The 13922-nt window shown below is 69.8% G+C and carries 14 protein-coding genes; 1 reads left to right on the forward strand and 13 read right to left on the reverse strand.

The window, feature by feature from the left end:
- Window positions 1-92: 92 nt before the first annotated feature.
- The 4 genes from glmS to rplM all read right to left on the reverse strand — a co-directional run bounded on the left by glmS (window position 93) and on the right by rplM (window position 4840).
- Window positions 93-2003, reverse strand: a complete 1911-nt coding sequence (gene glmS, locus FSYMDG_RS19325) for a glutamine--fructose-6-phosphate transaminase (isomerizing) (RefSeq protein WP_013875079.1) — start codon at window positions 2001-2003, stop codon at window positions 93-95.
- A 199-nt stretch (window positions 2004-2202) separates the two neighbouring features.
- On the reverse strand, window positions 2203-3549 hold the full coding sequence (gene glmM, locus FSYMDG_RS19330; RefSeq protein WP_013875080.1) for a phosphoglucosamine mutase: 1347 nt from the start codon (window positions 3547-3549) through the stop codon (window positions 2203-2205).
- 405 nt (window positions 3550-3954) lie between these two features.
- On the reverse strand, window positions 3955-4362 hold the full coding sequence (gene rpsI, locus FSYMDG_RS19335; RefSeq protein ID WP_013875081.1) for a 30S ribosomal protein S9: 408 nt from the start codon (window positions 4360-4362) through the stop codon (window positions 3955-3957).
- Between the two features lie 34 nt (window positions 4363-4396).
- Window positions 4397-4840, reverse strand: coding sequence for a 50S ribosomal protein L13 (rplM, locus tag FSYMDG_RS19340; protein WP_013875082.1), 444 nt, complete (start codon window positions 4838-4840; stop codon window positions 4397-4399).
- A 334-nt stretch (window positions 4841-5174) separates the two neighbouring features.
- On the opposite strand from rplM, the gene FSYMDG_RS23450 reads away from it, so the two are divergent.
- Entirely contained in the window at window positions 5175-6704 is a 1530-nt protein-coding gene (locus FSYMDG_RS23450; protein WP_013875083.1) for a hypothetical protein, read from the forward strand.
- Window positions 6705-6799: 95 nt separating this feature from the next.
- Here FSYMDG_RS23450 and truA read toward each other — a convergent pair whose 3' ends face one another.
- The 9 genes from truA to map all read right to left on the reverse strand — a co-directional run bounded on the left by truA (window position 6800) and on the right by map (window position 13819).
- Window positions 6800-7639: a tRNA pseudouridine(38-40) synthase TruA gene (gene truA, locus FSYMDG_RS19350; protein WP_013875084.1), complete on the reverse strand. Its 840-nt coding sequence runs from the start codon at window positions 7637-7639 to the stop codon at window positions 6800-6802.
- Between the two features lie 594 nt (window positions 7640-8233).
- Complete coding sequence (gene rplQ / locus FSYMDG_RS19360; RefSeq protein ID WP_013875085.1) at window positions 8234-8881, reverse strand: 50S ribosomal protein L17; 648 nt, start codon at window positions 8879-8881, stop codon at window positions 8234-8236.
- Between the two features lie 247 nt (window positions 8882-9128).
- Entirely contained in the window at window positions 9129-10181 is a 1053-nt protein-coding gene (locus FSYMDG_RS19365; RefSeq protein WP_013875086.1) for a DNA-directed RNA polymerase subunit alpha, read from the reverse strand.
- Window positions 10182-10358: 177 nt separating this feature from the next.
- Window positions 10359-10985: a 30S ribosomal protein S4 gene (gene rpsD / locus FSYMDG_RS19370; RefSeq protein ID WP_013875087.1), complete on the reverse strand. Its 627-nt coding sequence runs from the start codon at window positions 10983-10985 to the stop codon at window positions 10359-10361.
- Window positions 10986-11174: 189 nt separating this feature from the next.
- Window positions 11175-11579 (reverse strand): 30S ribosomal protein S11, encoded by a 405-nt coding sequence (gene rpsK / locus FSYMDG_RS19375; protein WP_013875088.1) that lies wholly within the window; start codon window positions 11577-11579, stop codon window positions 11175-11177.
- Window positions 11580-11671: 92 nt separating this feature from the next.
- Entirely contained in the window at window positions 11672-12052 is a 381-nt protein-coding gene (gene rpsM, locus FSYMDG_RS19380) for a 30S ribosomal protein S13 (RefSeq protein ID WP_013875089.1), read from the reverse strand.
- 196 nt (window positions 12053-12248) lie between these two features.
- Window positions 12249-12362 carry a 50S ribosomal protein L36 gene (gene rpmJ / locus FSYMDG_RS19385; RefSeq protein ID WP_003956441.1) on the reverse strand — a complete coding sequence of 38 codons (114 nt, stop codon included), beginning with the start codon at window positions 12360-12362 and terminating at the stop codon, window positions 12249-12251.
- A 115-nt stretch (window positions 12363-12477) separates the two neighbouring features.
- A complete protein-coding gene (gene infA / locus FSYMDG_RS19390) occupies window positions 12478-12699 on the reverse strand; it encodes a translation initiation factor IF-1 (protein WP_006541558.1) in 222 nt (73 codons plus the stop codon).
- Between the two features lie 280 nt (window positions 12700-12979).
- Window positions 12980-13819: a type I methionyl aminopeptidase gene (map, locus tag FSYMDG_RS19395; protein ID WP_013875090.1), complete on the reverse strand. Its 840-nt coding sequence runs from the start codon at window positions 13817-13819 to the stop codon at window positions 12980-12982.
- Window positions 13820-13922 lie beyond the last annotated feature (103 nt).

Consider the following 13922-nt stretch of genomic DNA (forward strand, 5'->3'; position numbering starts at 1 on the left):
GGGACAGACCGTCCCGTCCTCGTCAGCCCGGTCCCAGCCGTCCTGTACAGGATCCGGTCGGCACCGGCCTCGCGACGACCCGCCCGCGGTGGCTACTCGACGGTGACGGACTTGGCGAGATTTCGCGGCTGGTCGACATCGAGGCCGCGGGCGAGAGCCAGCTCGCAGGCGAAGACCTGCAACGGCAGCGTCGTCACCAGCGGGGCGAACAAGGTCGGCGTCGCCGGCACCCGGATCAGATGCTCGGCGTAGGGCTCCACAACGGTGTCGCCCTCCTCCGCGATGACGATGGTCCGCGCACCGCGGGCCCGAACCTCCTGGATGTTGGAAACAATCTTGCTGTGCAGGTGCGAACGCCCCCGCGGAGACGGCACCACGACGACGACCGGCAGCCCCTCCTCGACGAGCGCGATCGGGCCGTGTTTGAGTTCCCCGGCCGGGAAACCCTCGGCATGCATGTAGGCGAGCTCCTTGAGCTTGAGAGCGCCCTCCAGAGCGACCGGATAGCCGACGTGCCGGCCGAGGAAGAGCACGGCCCTGGCGTCGGCGAGGGTGCGGGCAAGCGCCCGCATCGGTTCGATCGTGGCCAGGGTCTGGCGCACCAGGGCGGGCATGGCCTGCAGCTTCTCGACGTACCGGGCGACCTCGTCGCCGTAGAGCACCCCCCGGACCTGCGCCAGGTACAACCCGACCAGCAGGCACGCGGCCACCTGGCCGAGGAAGGTCTTCGTCGAGGCCACCCCGACCTCGGGGCCGCAGCGGGTGTACAGGACGGCGTCGGACTCCCGCGGGATCGTCGACCCGTTCGTGTTGCAGATCGCCAGCACCCGGGCCTTCTGCTCCCGGGCGTGCTTGACCGCCATCAGGGTGTCGAGCGTCTCACCGCTCTGGCTGATGGCCACGACAAGCGTGGAACGGTCCAGGACCGGGTCGCGGTAGCGGAACTCCGAGGCCATCTCCACCTCGCAGGGCAGCCGCGTCCAGTGTTCGATGGCGTATTTGGCGATGAGTCCGGCGTGGTAGGCCGTGCCGCAGGCGACGATGAACACCTTGTCCACGTCACGGAAGTCCTGGGCGGACAGGCGTTCCTCGTCGAGGACGATCTCGGCGTCGTTGGAGAGGCGTCCACGCAGGGTGTCGGCGAGGGCGGTCGGCTGCTCGCTGATCTCCTTGAGCATGAAGTAGGGGTGGCCGCCCTTCTCCGCGGCGCTGGCGTCCCAGTCGACGTGGTACGGACGGCCCTCGACCGGGTTGCCGGCGAAGTCGGTGATAGTCACGCCATCGCGGCGGGCCTCGACGATCTGGTCCTGGCCGATCTCCACGGCGCTGCGGGTGTGCGCGATGAAGGCCGCGACGTCACTGGCCAGGAAGGTCTCGTCGGCGCCGACGCCGACCACGAGCGGGCTGTTGCGCCGCGCCCCGACCACCACGTCGGGATGGTCCCGGTGCACCACGACCAGCGTGAAGGCGCCTTCCAGACGGCGGCACACCCGGCGGAAGGCCTCGGTCAGCCGGCTCGCCCCGGCCGTCTCGGCTCCCTCAGCGGCCCCAGCCCCAGCGGTCCCGTCCGGGGCGCTCACCGCGGCGAGTTCGTCCTCCAGCAGGTGCGCGACGATCTCGGTGTCGGTCTCGCTGGCGAGTTCGTGCCCGTCGCGCTCGAGGCCGGCCCGCAGGCTCGCGAAATTCTCGATGATCCCATTGTGGATCACGGCGATGGCGCCGGTGCAGTCGGTGTGCGGATGCGCGTTGGTGTCCGTCGGCCCGCCGTGCGTCGCCCAGCGGGTATGACCGATACCGACGGTTCCCCGCGGGCTGGTCGCCGATTCGGCCAGCGCCTTTTCCAGGTTGGCCAGTTTGCCCGCTCTGCGCAGAGTATGCAGCCCGCCGTCGACGACCACGGCCACGCCCGCCGAGTCGTAGCCCCGGTATTCCAACCGGCGAAGCCCGGCCAGAGCCACCTCGAGCGCGGGCTGTCCCCCGATGTACCCGATGATCCCACACATGCGGTCAGCGTACGCAATCAGCGGCCCGGGCCCACCGGAGAGGACTCATTACGTGCCTTTGCGTTCGCTGACGGTAATAGCCGCGTTCGCCGCTGGTAATAGCGCTTCGGACGCGCGAGCCCGCGGGCAGCGCGGTGGGCGCCTCAACCAGGGCTCCTCAACCAGGGCTCCTCAACCAGGACGCCTCAACCAGGGCTCCTCAGCCCAGGGCGTCGCGGACGATCGCGGCCAGGCGGGTGGCGACCGCCTGGGCCTGCTCCCCGGTCGGCGCCTCCACCATGACCCGGACCAGCGGTTCCGTGCCGGACGGACGCAGCAGGACCCGGCCGTCGTCCCCGAGCTCGGCCGCGGCCGCGGCGACCGCGGCGGCGAGCTCCGGCGACGTGGACACCTTCGACCGGTCCACACCCGAGACGTTGACGAGCACCTGCGGCAGCCTCGTCATGACCTTGGCGAGCTCCGCGAGCGGACGCTGCGTCTCGGCCATCCGGCCGAGCACCTGCAGGGCGGTCAGCAGCCCGTCCCCGGTCGTCGCATGCTGGAGGAAGAGGACGTGCCCGCTCTGCTCCCCGCCGAGGGCAAGCCCTCGTTCGCGCATGGCCTCCAGGACGTAGCGGTCGCCGACCGGGGTCGCGACCACGTTGATCCCGGCATCCCGCATTGCGTGGTGGAAGCCCAGGTTCGACATCACCGTCACCACGACCGTGTCGTCGGTGAGCTCGCCGTGCTCGCGCAGCCCCAGCGCGGACAGGGCGAGGATCTGGTCGCCGTCGACGATCTCGCCGTTGGCGTCCACGGCCAGGCACCGGTCGGCGTCGCCGTCGTGCGCAATACCGACGTCGGCGCCGTGTTCGAGCACCGCCGCCTGGAGGGCCTGAAGATGGGTGGCGCCGCAACCGTCGTTGATCCGGGTGCCGTCCCCGTCCGCGTGCAGGGCGACCACGTCGGCCCCGGCGTCCCGCAGCACGCGCGGCGCCAGCGTGTACGCGGCTCCCTGTGCGCAGTCGACCACGACCCGCAGGCCGGTCAGCGCGGCGGGAACGGCCGCCAGCAGGAACCGCGCGTACCCTTCGACAAGGGCCTGATCGTCGCGGACCCGGCCGATGGCCGCACCGGTGGGACGGTTGGGCACCGGCGCGGCGAGGCGTTCGGCGATCTCGTCCTCGATTTCGTCCGGCAGCTTCTGCCCGCCCGCGGCGAACAGTTTGATGCCGTTGTCCGGCATCGGGTTGTGGCTTGCCGAGAGCATCACGCCGAGGTCTGCCCCCGAACTGATGACCGCGTGCGCCACCGTGGGCGTGGGAACCACCCCGATGCGCAGCACGTCCGCGCCGGCCGAGGCGAGCCCGGCGACGACCGCAGCCTCCAGGAACTCCCCCGAGGGACGGGTGTCCCGTCCGACCACCACGGTCGGGCGCCCGGAGCCGGGCGGACGATGCTCGGTGAGCACCCCCACGGCTGCCGCCGACAGCCCCAGCGCCAGTTCGGCCGTGAGATCGACGTTGGCGACCCCGCGAACGCCGTCGGTACCGAAAAGCCTCACCATGTGGTCACCGCCGTCAGCTCATCCCGTGTCGGACGTCACCCGCGGACCGCGGTCCCGCCGGATTCCCCGGGACCTGTCGAGGGCATGAATGAAGACCATGGCCGCACGCTCGCCAGGCCACCGGCATCGTGACGGCCCGCGGGCGCGCGAGGGAAAGCGCGAACGCGCTCTTCGTACACGCTCCTCGGCCCGGCGAATGCCCTGGGAGCTTCCGGACGCGTGCGAAGAAGCTCGATCACACGCTCGTCACCCCAGGACACGCCTGGGGTATGCGAACACGCAAGGAGAAGCATAGACGCGCGCTCCGTAGCCCGGGTGGATGCCACGCGGGCTACGGAGCGCGCAAACGATATTCCGAACGAACGGTCCGAACGAGCAGGACGAAGCGGGGGCGATCCCGGAACGTCAGCGCTTGCTGTACTGGGGTGCCTTCCGGGCCTTCTTCAGGCCGTACTTCTTCCGTTCCTTGACCCGGGCGTCCCTGGTCAGGAAACCGGCCTTCTTCAGCACCGGGCGGGATTCCTCCTCAGCGGTGATCAGCGCCCGGGCGAGCGCGAGCCGCAGCGCGCCGGCCTGGCCGGAGACCCCACCGCCATGCAGCCGCGCGACCACGTCGTAGGACTCGGCCCGGTCCACCGCCTTGAGCGGCTCGTTGACCAGCTGCTGGTGCACCTTGTTGGGGAAGTAGTCCTCCAGGGAGCGCCCGTTGAGAATCCACTTGCCGCTGCCTGGCAGCAGGCGTACCCGGACAACGGCCTCCTTGCGCCGGCCGGTGGCGCGGGGATTGCCCTGGGTGTCGGTCACGACAGCCACGTCGTCTGTCCTTCCTGGTCAGATGGTCCGCGGCTTACTGCGCGACCTGGGTGATTTCAAACGGCTGGGGCTGCTGGGCCTGGTGCGGATGCGTCGGCCCGGCGTAGACCTTCAGCTTGGTGCCCTGCGCCCGGCCCAGCTTGTTCTTCGGCAGCATGCCCTTGACGGCTTTCTCGATGATGAGCTGCGGCCGGGTGTCCAGCAGCAACCCGTAGGAGACGCTGCGCAGACCGCCGGGATAGCCGGAGTGGCGATGGTATTTGGCCTGCTCGCGCTTGTTGCCGCTGAGGGCCACCTTGCCGGCGTTCACGATGATGACGAAGTCGCCGGTGTCGATGTGCGGGGCGAACGTCGGTTTGTGCTTGCCACGCAGCAGATGGGCGGCCTGGCTGGCCAGCCTGCCGAGCACCACGTCCGTGGCATCGATGACATGCCAGGCACGCTGGACGTCTGTGGGCTTGGGCTGGTACGTGCGCACAGGTCTGCCTTTTCTTGTCAGCGGATGCGTGTCGTGCCTTCGAGTCGCTCAGGTGAGTGGCTCGGAAGCCGCCGGCTGCGTCAGGATGCGCGACCGAATACGGACCCCGCTACCTGCCATGAGCGGCAGTCTTTGAGGCTACCAGGCGATCGGCACGACCGACCGGAGACCCCCACGCACTGATCATCCATATAATGATCATTCAACATTACGAAGATCTGTCGGACATCGTAGTCTACGGGGGATGGACGAGAAGCCAGAGCAGCCACCAGGCGCCTCGGGAGACGCCGTCGAGGCTGTGGATCCAGTGGATCCAGCCGAGACGGTGGATCCAGTGGTTCCATGGGTCCCACCGGCGGACGACCCGCTGTTCGGCCCGCTGAACACGTTGCCGGCCTCCATCCGCAGACCCGTGTGGACGTCCGACGCCGGGATCTTCGACAGGACGGTCGCGGTCCAGCCGCTGGACAGTGTGCTCATGCCAGCCGCCACCCCGCCCACGACCCGCGAGACCGACTCCGCACCGCGGGACAACCAGCCGGCGGACGGGCAACCAGCGGAACAGCCAGCGGGCGAACGACCAGCGGCCGGCCAGCCGGCGGACGACGCACCGTCGACCAGCGCCAGCGGCTCGCCGGAGACGCCAGGCGGCGGCACAGCGCCGAAGGCGCCCACCAGCGGCACAGCGCCGGAGACGCCAGGCGGCGGAGGCGGAGGCGGCGTGACGCCAAGCAGGGACACGGTGCCAGTGGGCAGGAAGGACGGCGCCGCTGGCAAGCCGGCAGCCGGCTCTCCGGCACCCGCCACGACCCGGCTGCCGGCCGAAGCCCCGGAGCCCTCCGAGCCCCCGGTCCCACCGCGGGCCTCGGCACCGTCAGCGGCCTCGTCCCCCTCGAAGAGCTCAGCGCTACCGACGGTCCCGAACCCCTTGAAAGCCCCGGCACCGCCGGGGGATTCGGAGACCTCGACGGAAACCGCGGCAGCGCCGGCCACCCCGGCGTCGCCCGAAAGCCCCGCAAGCGTGCCCTCCGTTGGGGGGGACGCGCGCGACCAGCGCAACCAGACGGTCGCGTTCGTCCCACGGGCAGCCGCACCCGGCGCCGACGACGCCGGCCGTGGCCCCGCCAGCGGTACGGCTCCCCGTGGGCGGCGCCTGTCCATCGGCCGCCTCACCAGACCGATCATGATCATCGGTGCCGTCGCGGTCGTGCTCCTCGCGGCCATCGCCGTCCTGGCGGGTCGCGACCGGGACGATGCCAAAGGCCCGTCGGCCACGGCCAGCACCGCGCCGGCGGCCAACCCCAGCTTCATCAACAGTGCCCGGACGGACTCCGATCCGGTCACGGCAGCCGAGTTCTTCGGCTCCCCCCGGGTCACCCTCAACCTGCACACCTACACCCGGCTGGCGCACAAGCTGGACGCGGGCTGCCCGGACCTGACCGGCGAGCTCACCAACACGCTCTCGGGTGACCGGTGCCGGCAGCTCGTCCGGGCGGTGTACCTGTCCGAGCCGGACACCTCCGGACGTCGGGTGCTCGCGGCCACCTCGGTACTCGTCCTGAACGACGCGAGCACCGCCGTGAACGCGGCCAGGGCCGTCACCGAGGGCCGGGGCGGTGTACCGGCCCTGCCGGTGCCGGCCGAGTCGCTTCCCGGCGCGACGGTGACGAACCCGGCCGGTGACAACTCCTGGCGGACCGCCCCCGTGAGCGGGCACTATCTGATCGTGATCCAGCTGGCCTACACGGACGGGGCCGAGGGTGCCCCGACCGACCTGGCGCTGACCACGGCACGTCGTGACCTCGCCCTGCTGGCCAGCCAGCCGATCTCGCAGCGGGTCCTGGCCGGCCACGGGCCGCGCTGATTCCCCGCCCCGGAGTCCCCCGCCCCCGAAACCGGTTCCCCGCCGCCGGGCACGGCACGCACGGCCGGCCGAGAGCGGCGCCGCTGCTCTGACGGCTATCCGGACGGGCTCGTGGGCACCCGCACCGCCCGGGTCACCGCCGCCCGGGCCGCCAGCTCCGCGTCCGGTGGGTAGCGGACCTCGACGAGGGTCAGCCCGTGGGGCGCGGCCACCGTCACCGCCGGGTCGCGGACGCCGCGGGCGAGGACGTCCGCCGGCCAGTGGTGGGGGCGGCGCCCCTCCCCCACCGCCAGCAGCGCCCCGACCAGGGCCCGCACCATGGAGTGGCAGAAGGCGTCCGCCTCCACGTCCGCGACGACCACACCGTCGTGGCCGTCGGGTACCCGGGCCACGTCCAGGCGCAACAACGTGCGCACCGTGGTCGCGCCCTCCCGGCGCCGGCAGAAGGCGGCGAAGTCGCGCTCCCCCACCAGGGCCAGGGCCGCGTCGGCCATCCGCTCGGCGTCCAGGGGACGCGGCCAGGCCAGCGTGTCGTGTCGGCGCAGCGGATCAACCCCGTACGGCGCGTCACCGATCCGGTAGACGTAGCGGCGGGACAGCGCGGAGAAGCGGGCGTCGAAACCCGGCGGGGCCGGCGCCAGGGCCGTGATCCGCACAGCGCGGTCGAGTACGCCGTTGAGCCGGCGCGCAAGCCCGCCGAGCGGGACGTCGTCGGGAATGTCCACATGGGCCACCTGGCCGCGGGCGTGGACGCCGGCATCGGTACGTCCGGCCACGGTGAGGCGGACCGCCGGCAGCCGTGCCACCCGCATCAGCGCGTCCTCGACGTCACCCTGCACGGTGCGCTGCCCGGGCTGACGCGCCCACCCCGCGAACGGGGTCCCGTCATACGCGAGATCGAGGCGTAGCCGGAGCAGGCCGTCGACAGCGCTCACCGCTTCCTGACGATTCGGGTTACACGGTCGCCGATCATACTTCGGGTCGTATCGTCCCGCAGGATACAAAGAAGATGATGATGTAAGCACATCGGGTATCACCGGGATCACGGTGGCGCGCGAAACATGAGACCCATCATCCTCCGCCGGACGGTAGGCCGGTGCGACGCGGGTCCCGTCGAAGCGGCCAGCGCAACCGTCGTGCGACCAGGCGTCATCTGCCGAAGCACTGCGCGGGCGTTGGGACGTGCGAATCGACGGGAGAGGCGCACACACCACCAGGAAGATCATTAAAGGTCTGCCGCCGGATACGCGCCCATGCGGCCAGGAAACGCACCCGGTGACGCGGTCGCCCGGATCAGGCCCCGTCCTGGGCCAGGACCCGCAGAACGATCGTGGACGGAGTCCGTGCCGTCCGACTGACGCCTGGAGGCCGCCTTGCGGGCCAGCGCCTGACGGCGGCCAAATCAGACGAGCGGCCAGGGGACGGACCCCCGACCGCTCATCTGACTTCAGCTGGTTTCGGCCTGCCGGCCAGGCCCGGTCGCCTCTGAAGGCGTAGCCGCCCCTGACAGCTCAGCCGCCCCTGCGGACTCAGTCGGCCTTGGGGGTCTGCGGCGTATCGTCGGCGCTCTCCTCCACCGACAGCGCCTGCGCCGACTCGGCACCGGCATCGGTGTCAGCGGGCGTGGCGACAACAGCCTCGGTGAGGGTCGCCTCCGCCTCGGCGGCCGCCTCGGCCTCGGCCGCAACCGCTGCCGCGGTGGGCGACTCCTTCGCCAGATCGGCCGCGGCCTCGGCCGTCGCGCCGGTGGGGCGGCGACGGGGAGCGAAGCGGGTGCCTCGGGCCTGCTCGGCCTCCTGGATCGCCTGCTGAGCGACCGTCAGGGCCTCGACCAGCTCGATACGGGCCAGCGGGGCGTTGTCCCCCCTGCGGGGCCCGAGCTTGACGATGCGGGTGTAGCCACCGTTGCGGTCCGCGTAGCGTGGGCCGATCTCGGTGAACAGGACGTGCACCACGGACTTGTCGCGGACGAACCTGAGCACACGTCGGCGGGCGTGCAGGTCGCCGCGCTTGGCAAAGGTGACCAGTCTCTCGGCGTACGGGCGCAGCCGCCTCGCCTTGGCCTCGGTCGTGGTGATGCCGCCGTGCTCGAACAACGCGGTGGCGAGGTTGGCCAGCAACAGCCGCTCGTGTGCGGGGCTGCCACCGAGCCGGGGGCCCTTGGTAGGCGTGGGCATGACAGGTACTCCTCGATCCTTCTATCCCGCCGGATGGCTTCGCCGGAATCCTTAGGAAGACCCCGAGCTCGTGGGCGGGCCACCGCCTGGGGGCACGCAACCGCCGTCGACGATCACGCAAAAACGAAGATCAGTAGATGCAGACCATCGGGCGGCGCGGCAATGATACCGCGCCGCCTTCGGGCTGAGCTCTGCTGCCTCTTCGGTGCTGCCTGCTGGGTGCTGTTGTTCTCTGGGTGCCTGTTCGTCAGTACTGTTCGGTTTCGACGAACTCAGAGCTGTCGTCAGCGGAGTCGCTGAACGGAGCCGCCGAGTAGGTGTCGGTGCCGTAGGTGTCCACCGCGTGCCGCGGGTCGAACCCGGGCGGGGAGTCCTTGAGCTGGAGAGCCATCGCGGCGAGCTTCGTCTTGACCTCGTCGATCGACTTCTGCCCGAAGTTGCGGATGTCGAGCAGATCCGCCTCGCTGCGGGACACCAGCTCACCGATGGTGTGGATGCCCTCGCGCTTGAGGCAGTTGTAGGAACGGACGGTGAGGTCCATCTCCTCGATCGGCAGTGCCAGATCCGCGGCGAGCGCGGCGTCCGCGGCGGACGGGCCGATGTCGACGCCCTCCGCCTCGGCGTTCAGCTCCTGCGCGAGGCCGAAGAGGCCGACGAGCGTCTTGCCGGCGCTGGCCATCGCGTCCCGCGGCGAGATCGACTGCTTCGTCTCGACGTCCACGATGAGCCGGTCGAAGTCGGTGCGCTGCTCGACACGGGTCGCCTCGACCTTGTAGGTGACCTTGAGCACCGGGGAGTAGATGGAGTCCACCGGGATCCGGCCGATCTCCTGCCCCGGCTGCTTGTTCTGGGCGGCGCTGACGTAGCCGCGACCGCGCTCGACGGTCAGCTCGATCTCGAGCTTGCCCTTGTCGTTGAGGGTGGCCAGCGCCAGGTCGAGGCTGTGGACCTCGACGCCGGCCGGCGGAGCGATGTCCGCCGCGGTCACCACTCCCGGGCCCTGCTTGCGCAGGTACATCACGGTCGGCTCGTCGTTCTCCGAGCTGACGACCAGTTCCTTCAGGTTCAGGATCAGGTCGGTGACGTCCTCCTTCACACCGGGGACGGTGGAGAACTCGTGCAGCACCCCGTCGATACGGATGCTGGTCACCGCCGCGCCGGGGATGGAGGACAGCAGGGTCCGGCGCAGCGAGTTGCCGAGGGTGTAGCCGAAACCCGGCTCAAGCGGCTCGATGACGAACCGCGAGCGGAACTCCGAGATCGACTCCTCGATCAGCGTCGGACGCTGGGCGATAAGCATGGGGTACGTCCTTCCGTACACGGCGACCGCTATATGACGCCGTGACCTGTGGCTCCGGTCGGAGCCCGTGGAGGGGGCCTCTGTCCGTCCCGTCCACGTCGTACTCGTTCCAGTGTGGACCATCTGGAACGCGACGTCCGCACCGGGGCCCGACAGCGAGCCCCGGACGGGCGCGGCCTACTTGGAGTAGAGCTCGACGATGAGCTGCTCCTGCACCTGGGTGTCGATCACCTGACGGGCCGGCAGCGAGTGCACCAGCACCCGCAGCTGGCTGGGAATGACCTCCAGCCAGGGCGGCGGAGTGCGCTGGCCGGCGGTCTCCCGAGCGATGATGAACGGGGTCAGCTCGCGCGCCTTGGGTGCGATCTCGACGATGTCGTTCTCGCTGACCCGATAGCTGGGGATGTCGACCTTGCCGCCGTTGACCACGACATGGCCGTGGCGGACAGCCTGGCGCGCGGCGTCCCGGGAAGGAGCGAAGCCGGCGCGGTACACGACGTTGTCCAGCCGCGACTCAAGGATCTTCAGCAGCTCGTCACCGGTCTTGCCGGTGCGCCGGTTGGCCTCGTCGTAGTAGCCGCGGAACTGCTTCTCCAGAATGCCGTAGATGCGCGCGCACTTCTGCTTCTCACGCTTCTGCAGCAGGTACTCGGAGTCCTTGGTGCGGCCACGGCCGTGCTCGCCCGGCGGGTAGGGGCGGATCTCGATCGGGCACTTGGGCGACTCGCACTTGCTGCCCTTGAGGAACAGTTTCGTCTTCTCACGGCGGCAGCGCTTGCAGTCCGCGCCGGTATAGCGGGCCATGCTTATCCTTCTCTCCTTTTTCGGCCAGAGGTGGCGCGAGGATGTGCTTCTTCGCGCCATCGGAGGCCTTCGAGGCCCTGGTGCTGCTGGCGCGAACCAGACCGGAGGTGGCGCAGTCATGCTCCGTGTCGCGCCACCGGCAGCCGCGATACTGCTGTCGTCAGATCCTGTGTCGTCGGATCCCGCTGGTCAGACCCTGCGCCGCTTGGGCGGCCGGCAGCCGTTGTGCGGGGTCGGGGTGACGTCCTGGATCGCGCCGACCTCGAGACCGGCCGCCTGCAGGGAGCGGATCGCGGTCTCTCGTCCCGAGCCGGGGCCCTTGACGAAGACGTCCACCTTGCGCATTCCGTGTTCCTGCGCCTTGCGGGCGGCGTTCTCCGCGGCCATCTGGGCGGCGAAGGGGGTCGACTTGCGCGATCCCTTGAATCCGACGTGGCCGGCGCTCGCCCAGGAGATCACGTTCCCGCTGGGATCGGTGATCGACACGATCGTGTTGTTGAAGGTGCTCTTGATGTGGGCGTGGCCGTGCGCGACGTTCTTCTTCTCCTTGCGCCGGACCTTCTTGATGCCGGCGGCACGCGTCTTTGGCGGCATATGCTTTCGTGATCTCCGTTTACGAGGTCGTCGGTCAGCGCCCGGCCATGGCCACCGTCAACGGATGTCGGCCGGGGCGGCTGACTACTGGCTTACTTCTTGCCGGCCTTCTTCTTACCGGCGATGGCGCGGCGCGGGCCCTTGCGGGTACGCGCGTTGGTGTGCGTCCGCTGGCCGTGGACGGGAAGGTTGCGCCGGTGCCGCAGGCCCTGGTAGCAGCCGATCTCCATCTTCCGGCGGATGTCCTGACGCACCTCCCGGTGCAGGTCACCCTCGACCCGGTAGTTCGCGTCGATCCACTCCCGGAGCCGGACGATCTCCTCGTCGGTCAGGTCCTGGACGCGCGTGTCGGGGTTGACCCCGGTGGCGGCAAGAGTCTCCAGGGAACGGCTGCGGCCGATCCCGAATATGTAGGTCAGAGCGATCTCCACCCGCTTGTCACGCGGGAGGTCTACGCCGGAAAGGCGTGCCATGCCAGGTGCTTCCTTCCTTTACCGGAGGTCTTGAGCGTCTCCGTCCCGTACCGGCGACGTGGGTGCCGGCTCGGGCCCCGGCCTCCGACCGGGGGTGGATACCGCATACCGCGGCCTGGTGACGCTTGGAGGGGCGTCGCCCAGCGCAGGTGACCGTGACCGCGGACACCTGCGCTGGGGTCACCCGACGGGGCTGTCAGCCCTGGCGCTGCTTGTGGCGCAGGTTGTCACAGATGACCATCACGCGGCCATGGCGACGGATCACCTTGCACTTGTCACATATCTTCTTGACGCTCGGCTTGACCTTCACGGCTGCACGAACCTCCCTTGCGCAGCCGCTTCAGGTGCGCCTGCGAATGTCTGGGGTGTCACCAGGCTACCGACGGCGCCCGAGAAGCAGGGCACGCCGTCGGTAGCCAGAGAGCTTACTTGTAGCGGTAGACGATCCGGCCACGGGACAGGTCGTAGGGCGACAGCTCCACGACGACCCGGTCCTCTGGAAGGATCCGGATGTAGTGCTGACGCATCTTGCCACTGATGTGGGCGAGTACTCGATGACCGTTCTGGAGCTCGACCCGGAACATCGCGTTCGGGAGTGGCTCCACAACTCGGCCCTCGATCTCGATGGCCCCGTCCTTCTTCGGCATGTCCTCCGCTGTCCTACCTTCGGGTGTCCGACGGTGGACACAGACGAACATCAATGCCCCGCTAGCCGTCGGCTTTCAAGTGTACGTGGCCCACCCGTCAAGGGCCAATCTGGCTCCCTCACTGCCGTTGGCGGCCCGGCCCCCGCCGGCAACCGCGGGCTGCCGGGCCGACCCACTACCGGCAGCGACCGGCTGCCGGGCCAACGGTGGCCGAATGACGGCGAGCGCGCCAGTGATAGATCACGATGAGTAACGGGAGGATGAGTAACAGGAGATGGCGTCAGGACGCGGGCGTTTCGACCGGCTGGCCGCAGGCAACTCCCAGTTCGGCGAACTTCGCCGCGCCACCGTCGAGGGCCGTCAGCACCCATGGGCCGCGTGGGGTCACCGCGACCGTGTGCTCGGTGTGCGCGGCCCAGGAGCCGTCCGTGGTGGCGACGGTCCACTCGTCGCCGAGCACTCGGGTGTCCGGCCGCCCTATCGTGATCATGGGCTCGATCGCCAGCGCGATTCCCTCGACCAGGCGGATCCCCCGGCCCGGCCGCCCGTGGTTGAGCACGTGCGGCGGCTGGTGCATCTCGGTCCCGATGCCGTGGCCGCCGTAGTGGTCCACGATGCCGTATCCCCGGGGGCGGACGTGGTGCTCGACCGCCGCCGAGATATCGGTCAGCTTGCTGCCGAGCTGCGCGGCCGCCAGGCCCTGCCACAGCGACTGCTCGCATACCTCGATCAGGTCGAGGAACTGCTGGGGTACCGTCCCGACCGGCACCGTGATCGCGGAGTCTCCGTGCCAGCCGTCCACGATCGCGCCGCAGTCGATGGAGATGATGTCCCCCTCGCGCAGCGCCCGCCCGCGGCGCGGTATCCCGTGGACGACCTCGTCGTTGATGGACGCGCAGATCGACGCGGGAAAGGGCGGCCGGCCATACCCCTTGAAGGAGGGAATTCCGCCGTCGTCGCGGATCGACTTCTCCGCGATCGCATCAAGATCACCAGTGGTGATCCCCGGCTCGACCGCCGCTCGCAGCTTTTCCAGGGCGCGCGCGACGACGAGTCCCGCCACCCGCATCTTCGCGATCTCGCCCGCGGTCTTGATCTGGACATGTTCTCGTCGCGCCACGCTCGTCGCCCCGGTCCGTATCCCTAGTAACCCTGTGGTACCGCTCGTAACTCTGTGGTCTCATCCGCCTGTGACGGCGGCCGTCCCGTACGCCTCCGGTGGC

This window comes from Candidatus Protofrankia datiscae, from assembly GCF_000177615.2.
Taxonomy (GTDB): Bacteria; Actinomycetota; Actinomycetes; order Frankiales; family Frankiaceae; genus Protofrankia; species Protofrankia coriariae.

Bases quoted from the DNA above. Each gene is read 5' to 3' on its own strand.
- glmS (WP_013875079.1), bottom strand. From the start codon at position 2,003: ATGTGTGGGATCATCGGGTACATCGGGGGACAGCCCGCGCTCGAGGTG.
- glmM (WP_013875080.1), bottom strand. From the start codon at position 3,549: ATGGTGAGGCTTTTCGGTACCGACGGCGTTCGCGGGGTCGCCAACGTC.
- rplQ (WP_013875085.1), bottom strand. From the start codon at position 8,881: ATGCCCACGCCTACCAAGGGCCCCCGGCTCGGTGGCAGCCCCGCACAC.
- FSYMDG_RS19365 (WP_013875086.1), bottom strand. From the start codon at position 10,181: ATGCTTATCGCCCAGCGTCCGACGCTGATCGAGGAGTCGATCTCGGAG.
- rpsD (WP_013875087.1), bottom strand. From the start codon at position 10,985: ATGGCCCGCTATACCGGCGCGGACTGCAAGCGCTGCCGCCGTGAGAAG.
- rpsK (WP_013875088.1), bottom strand. From the start codon at position 11,579: ATGCCGCCAAAGACGCGTGCCGCCGGCATCAAGAAGGTCCGGCGCAAG.
- rpsM (WP_013875089.1), bottom strand. From the start codon at position 12,052: ATGGCACGCCTTTCCGGCGTAGACCTCCCGCGTGACAAGCGGGTGGAG.
- infA (WP_006541558.1), bottom strand. From the start codon at position 12,699: ATGCCGAAGAAGGACGGGGCCATCGAGATCGAGGGCCGAGTTGTGGAG.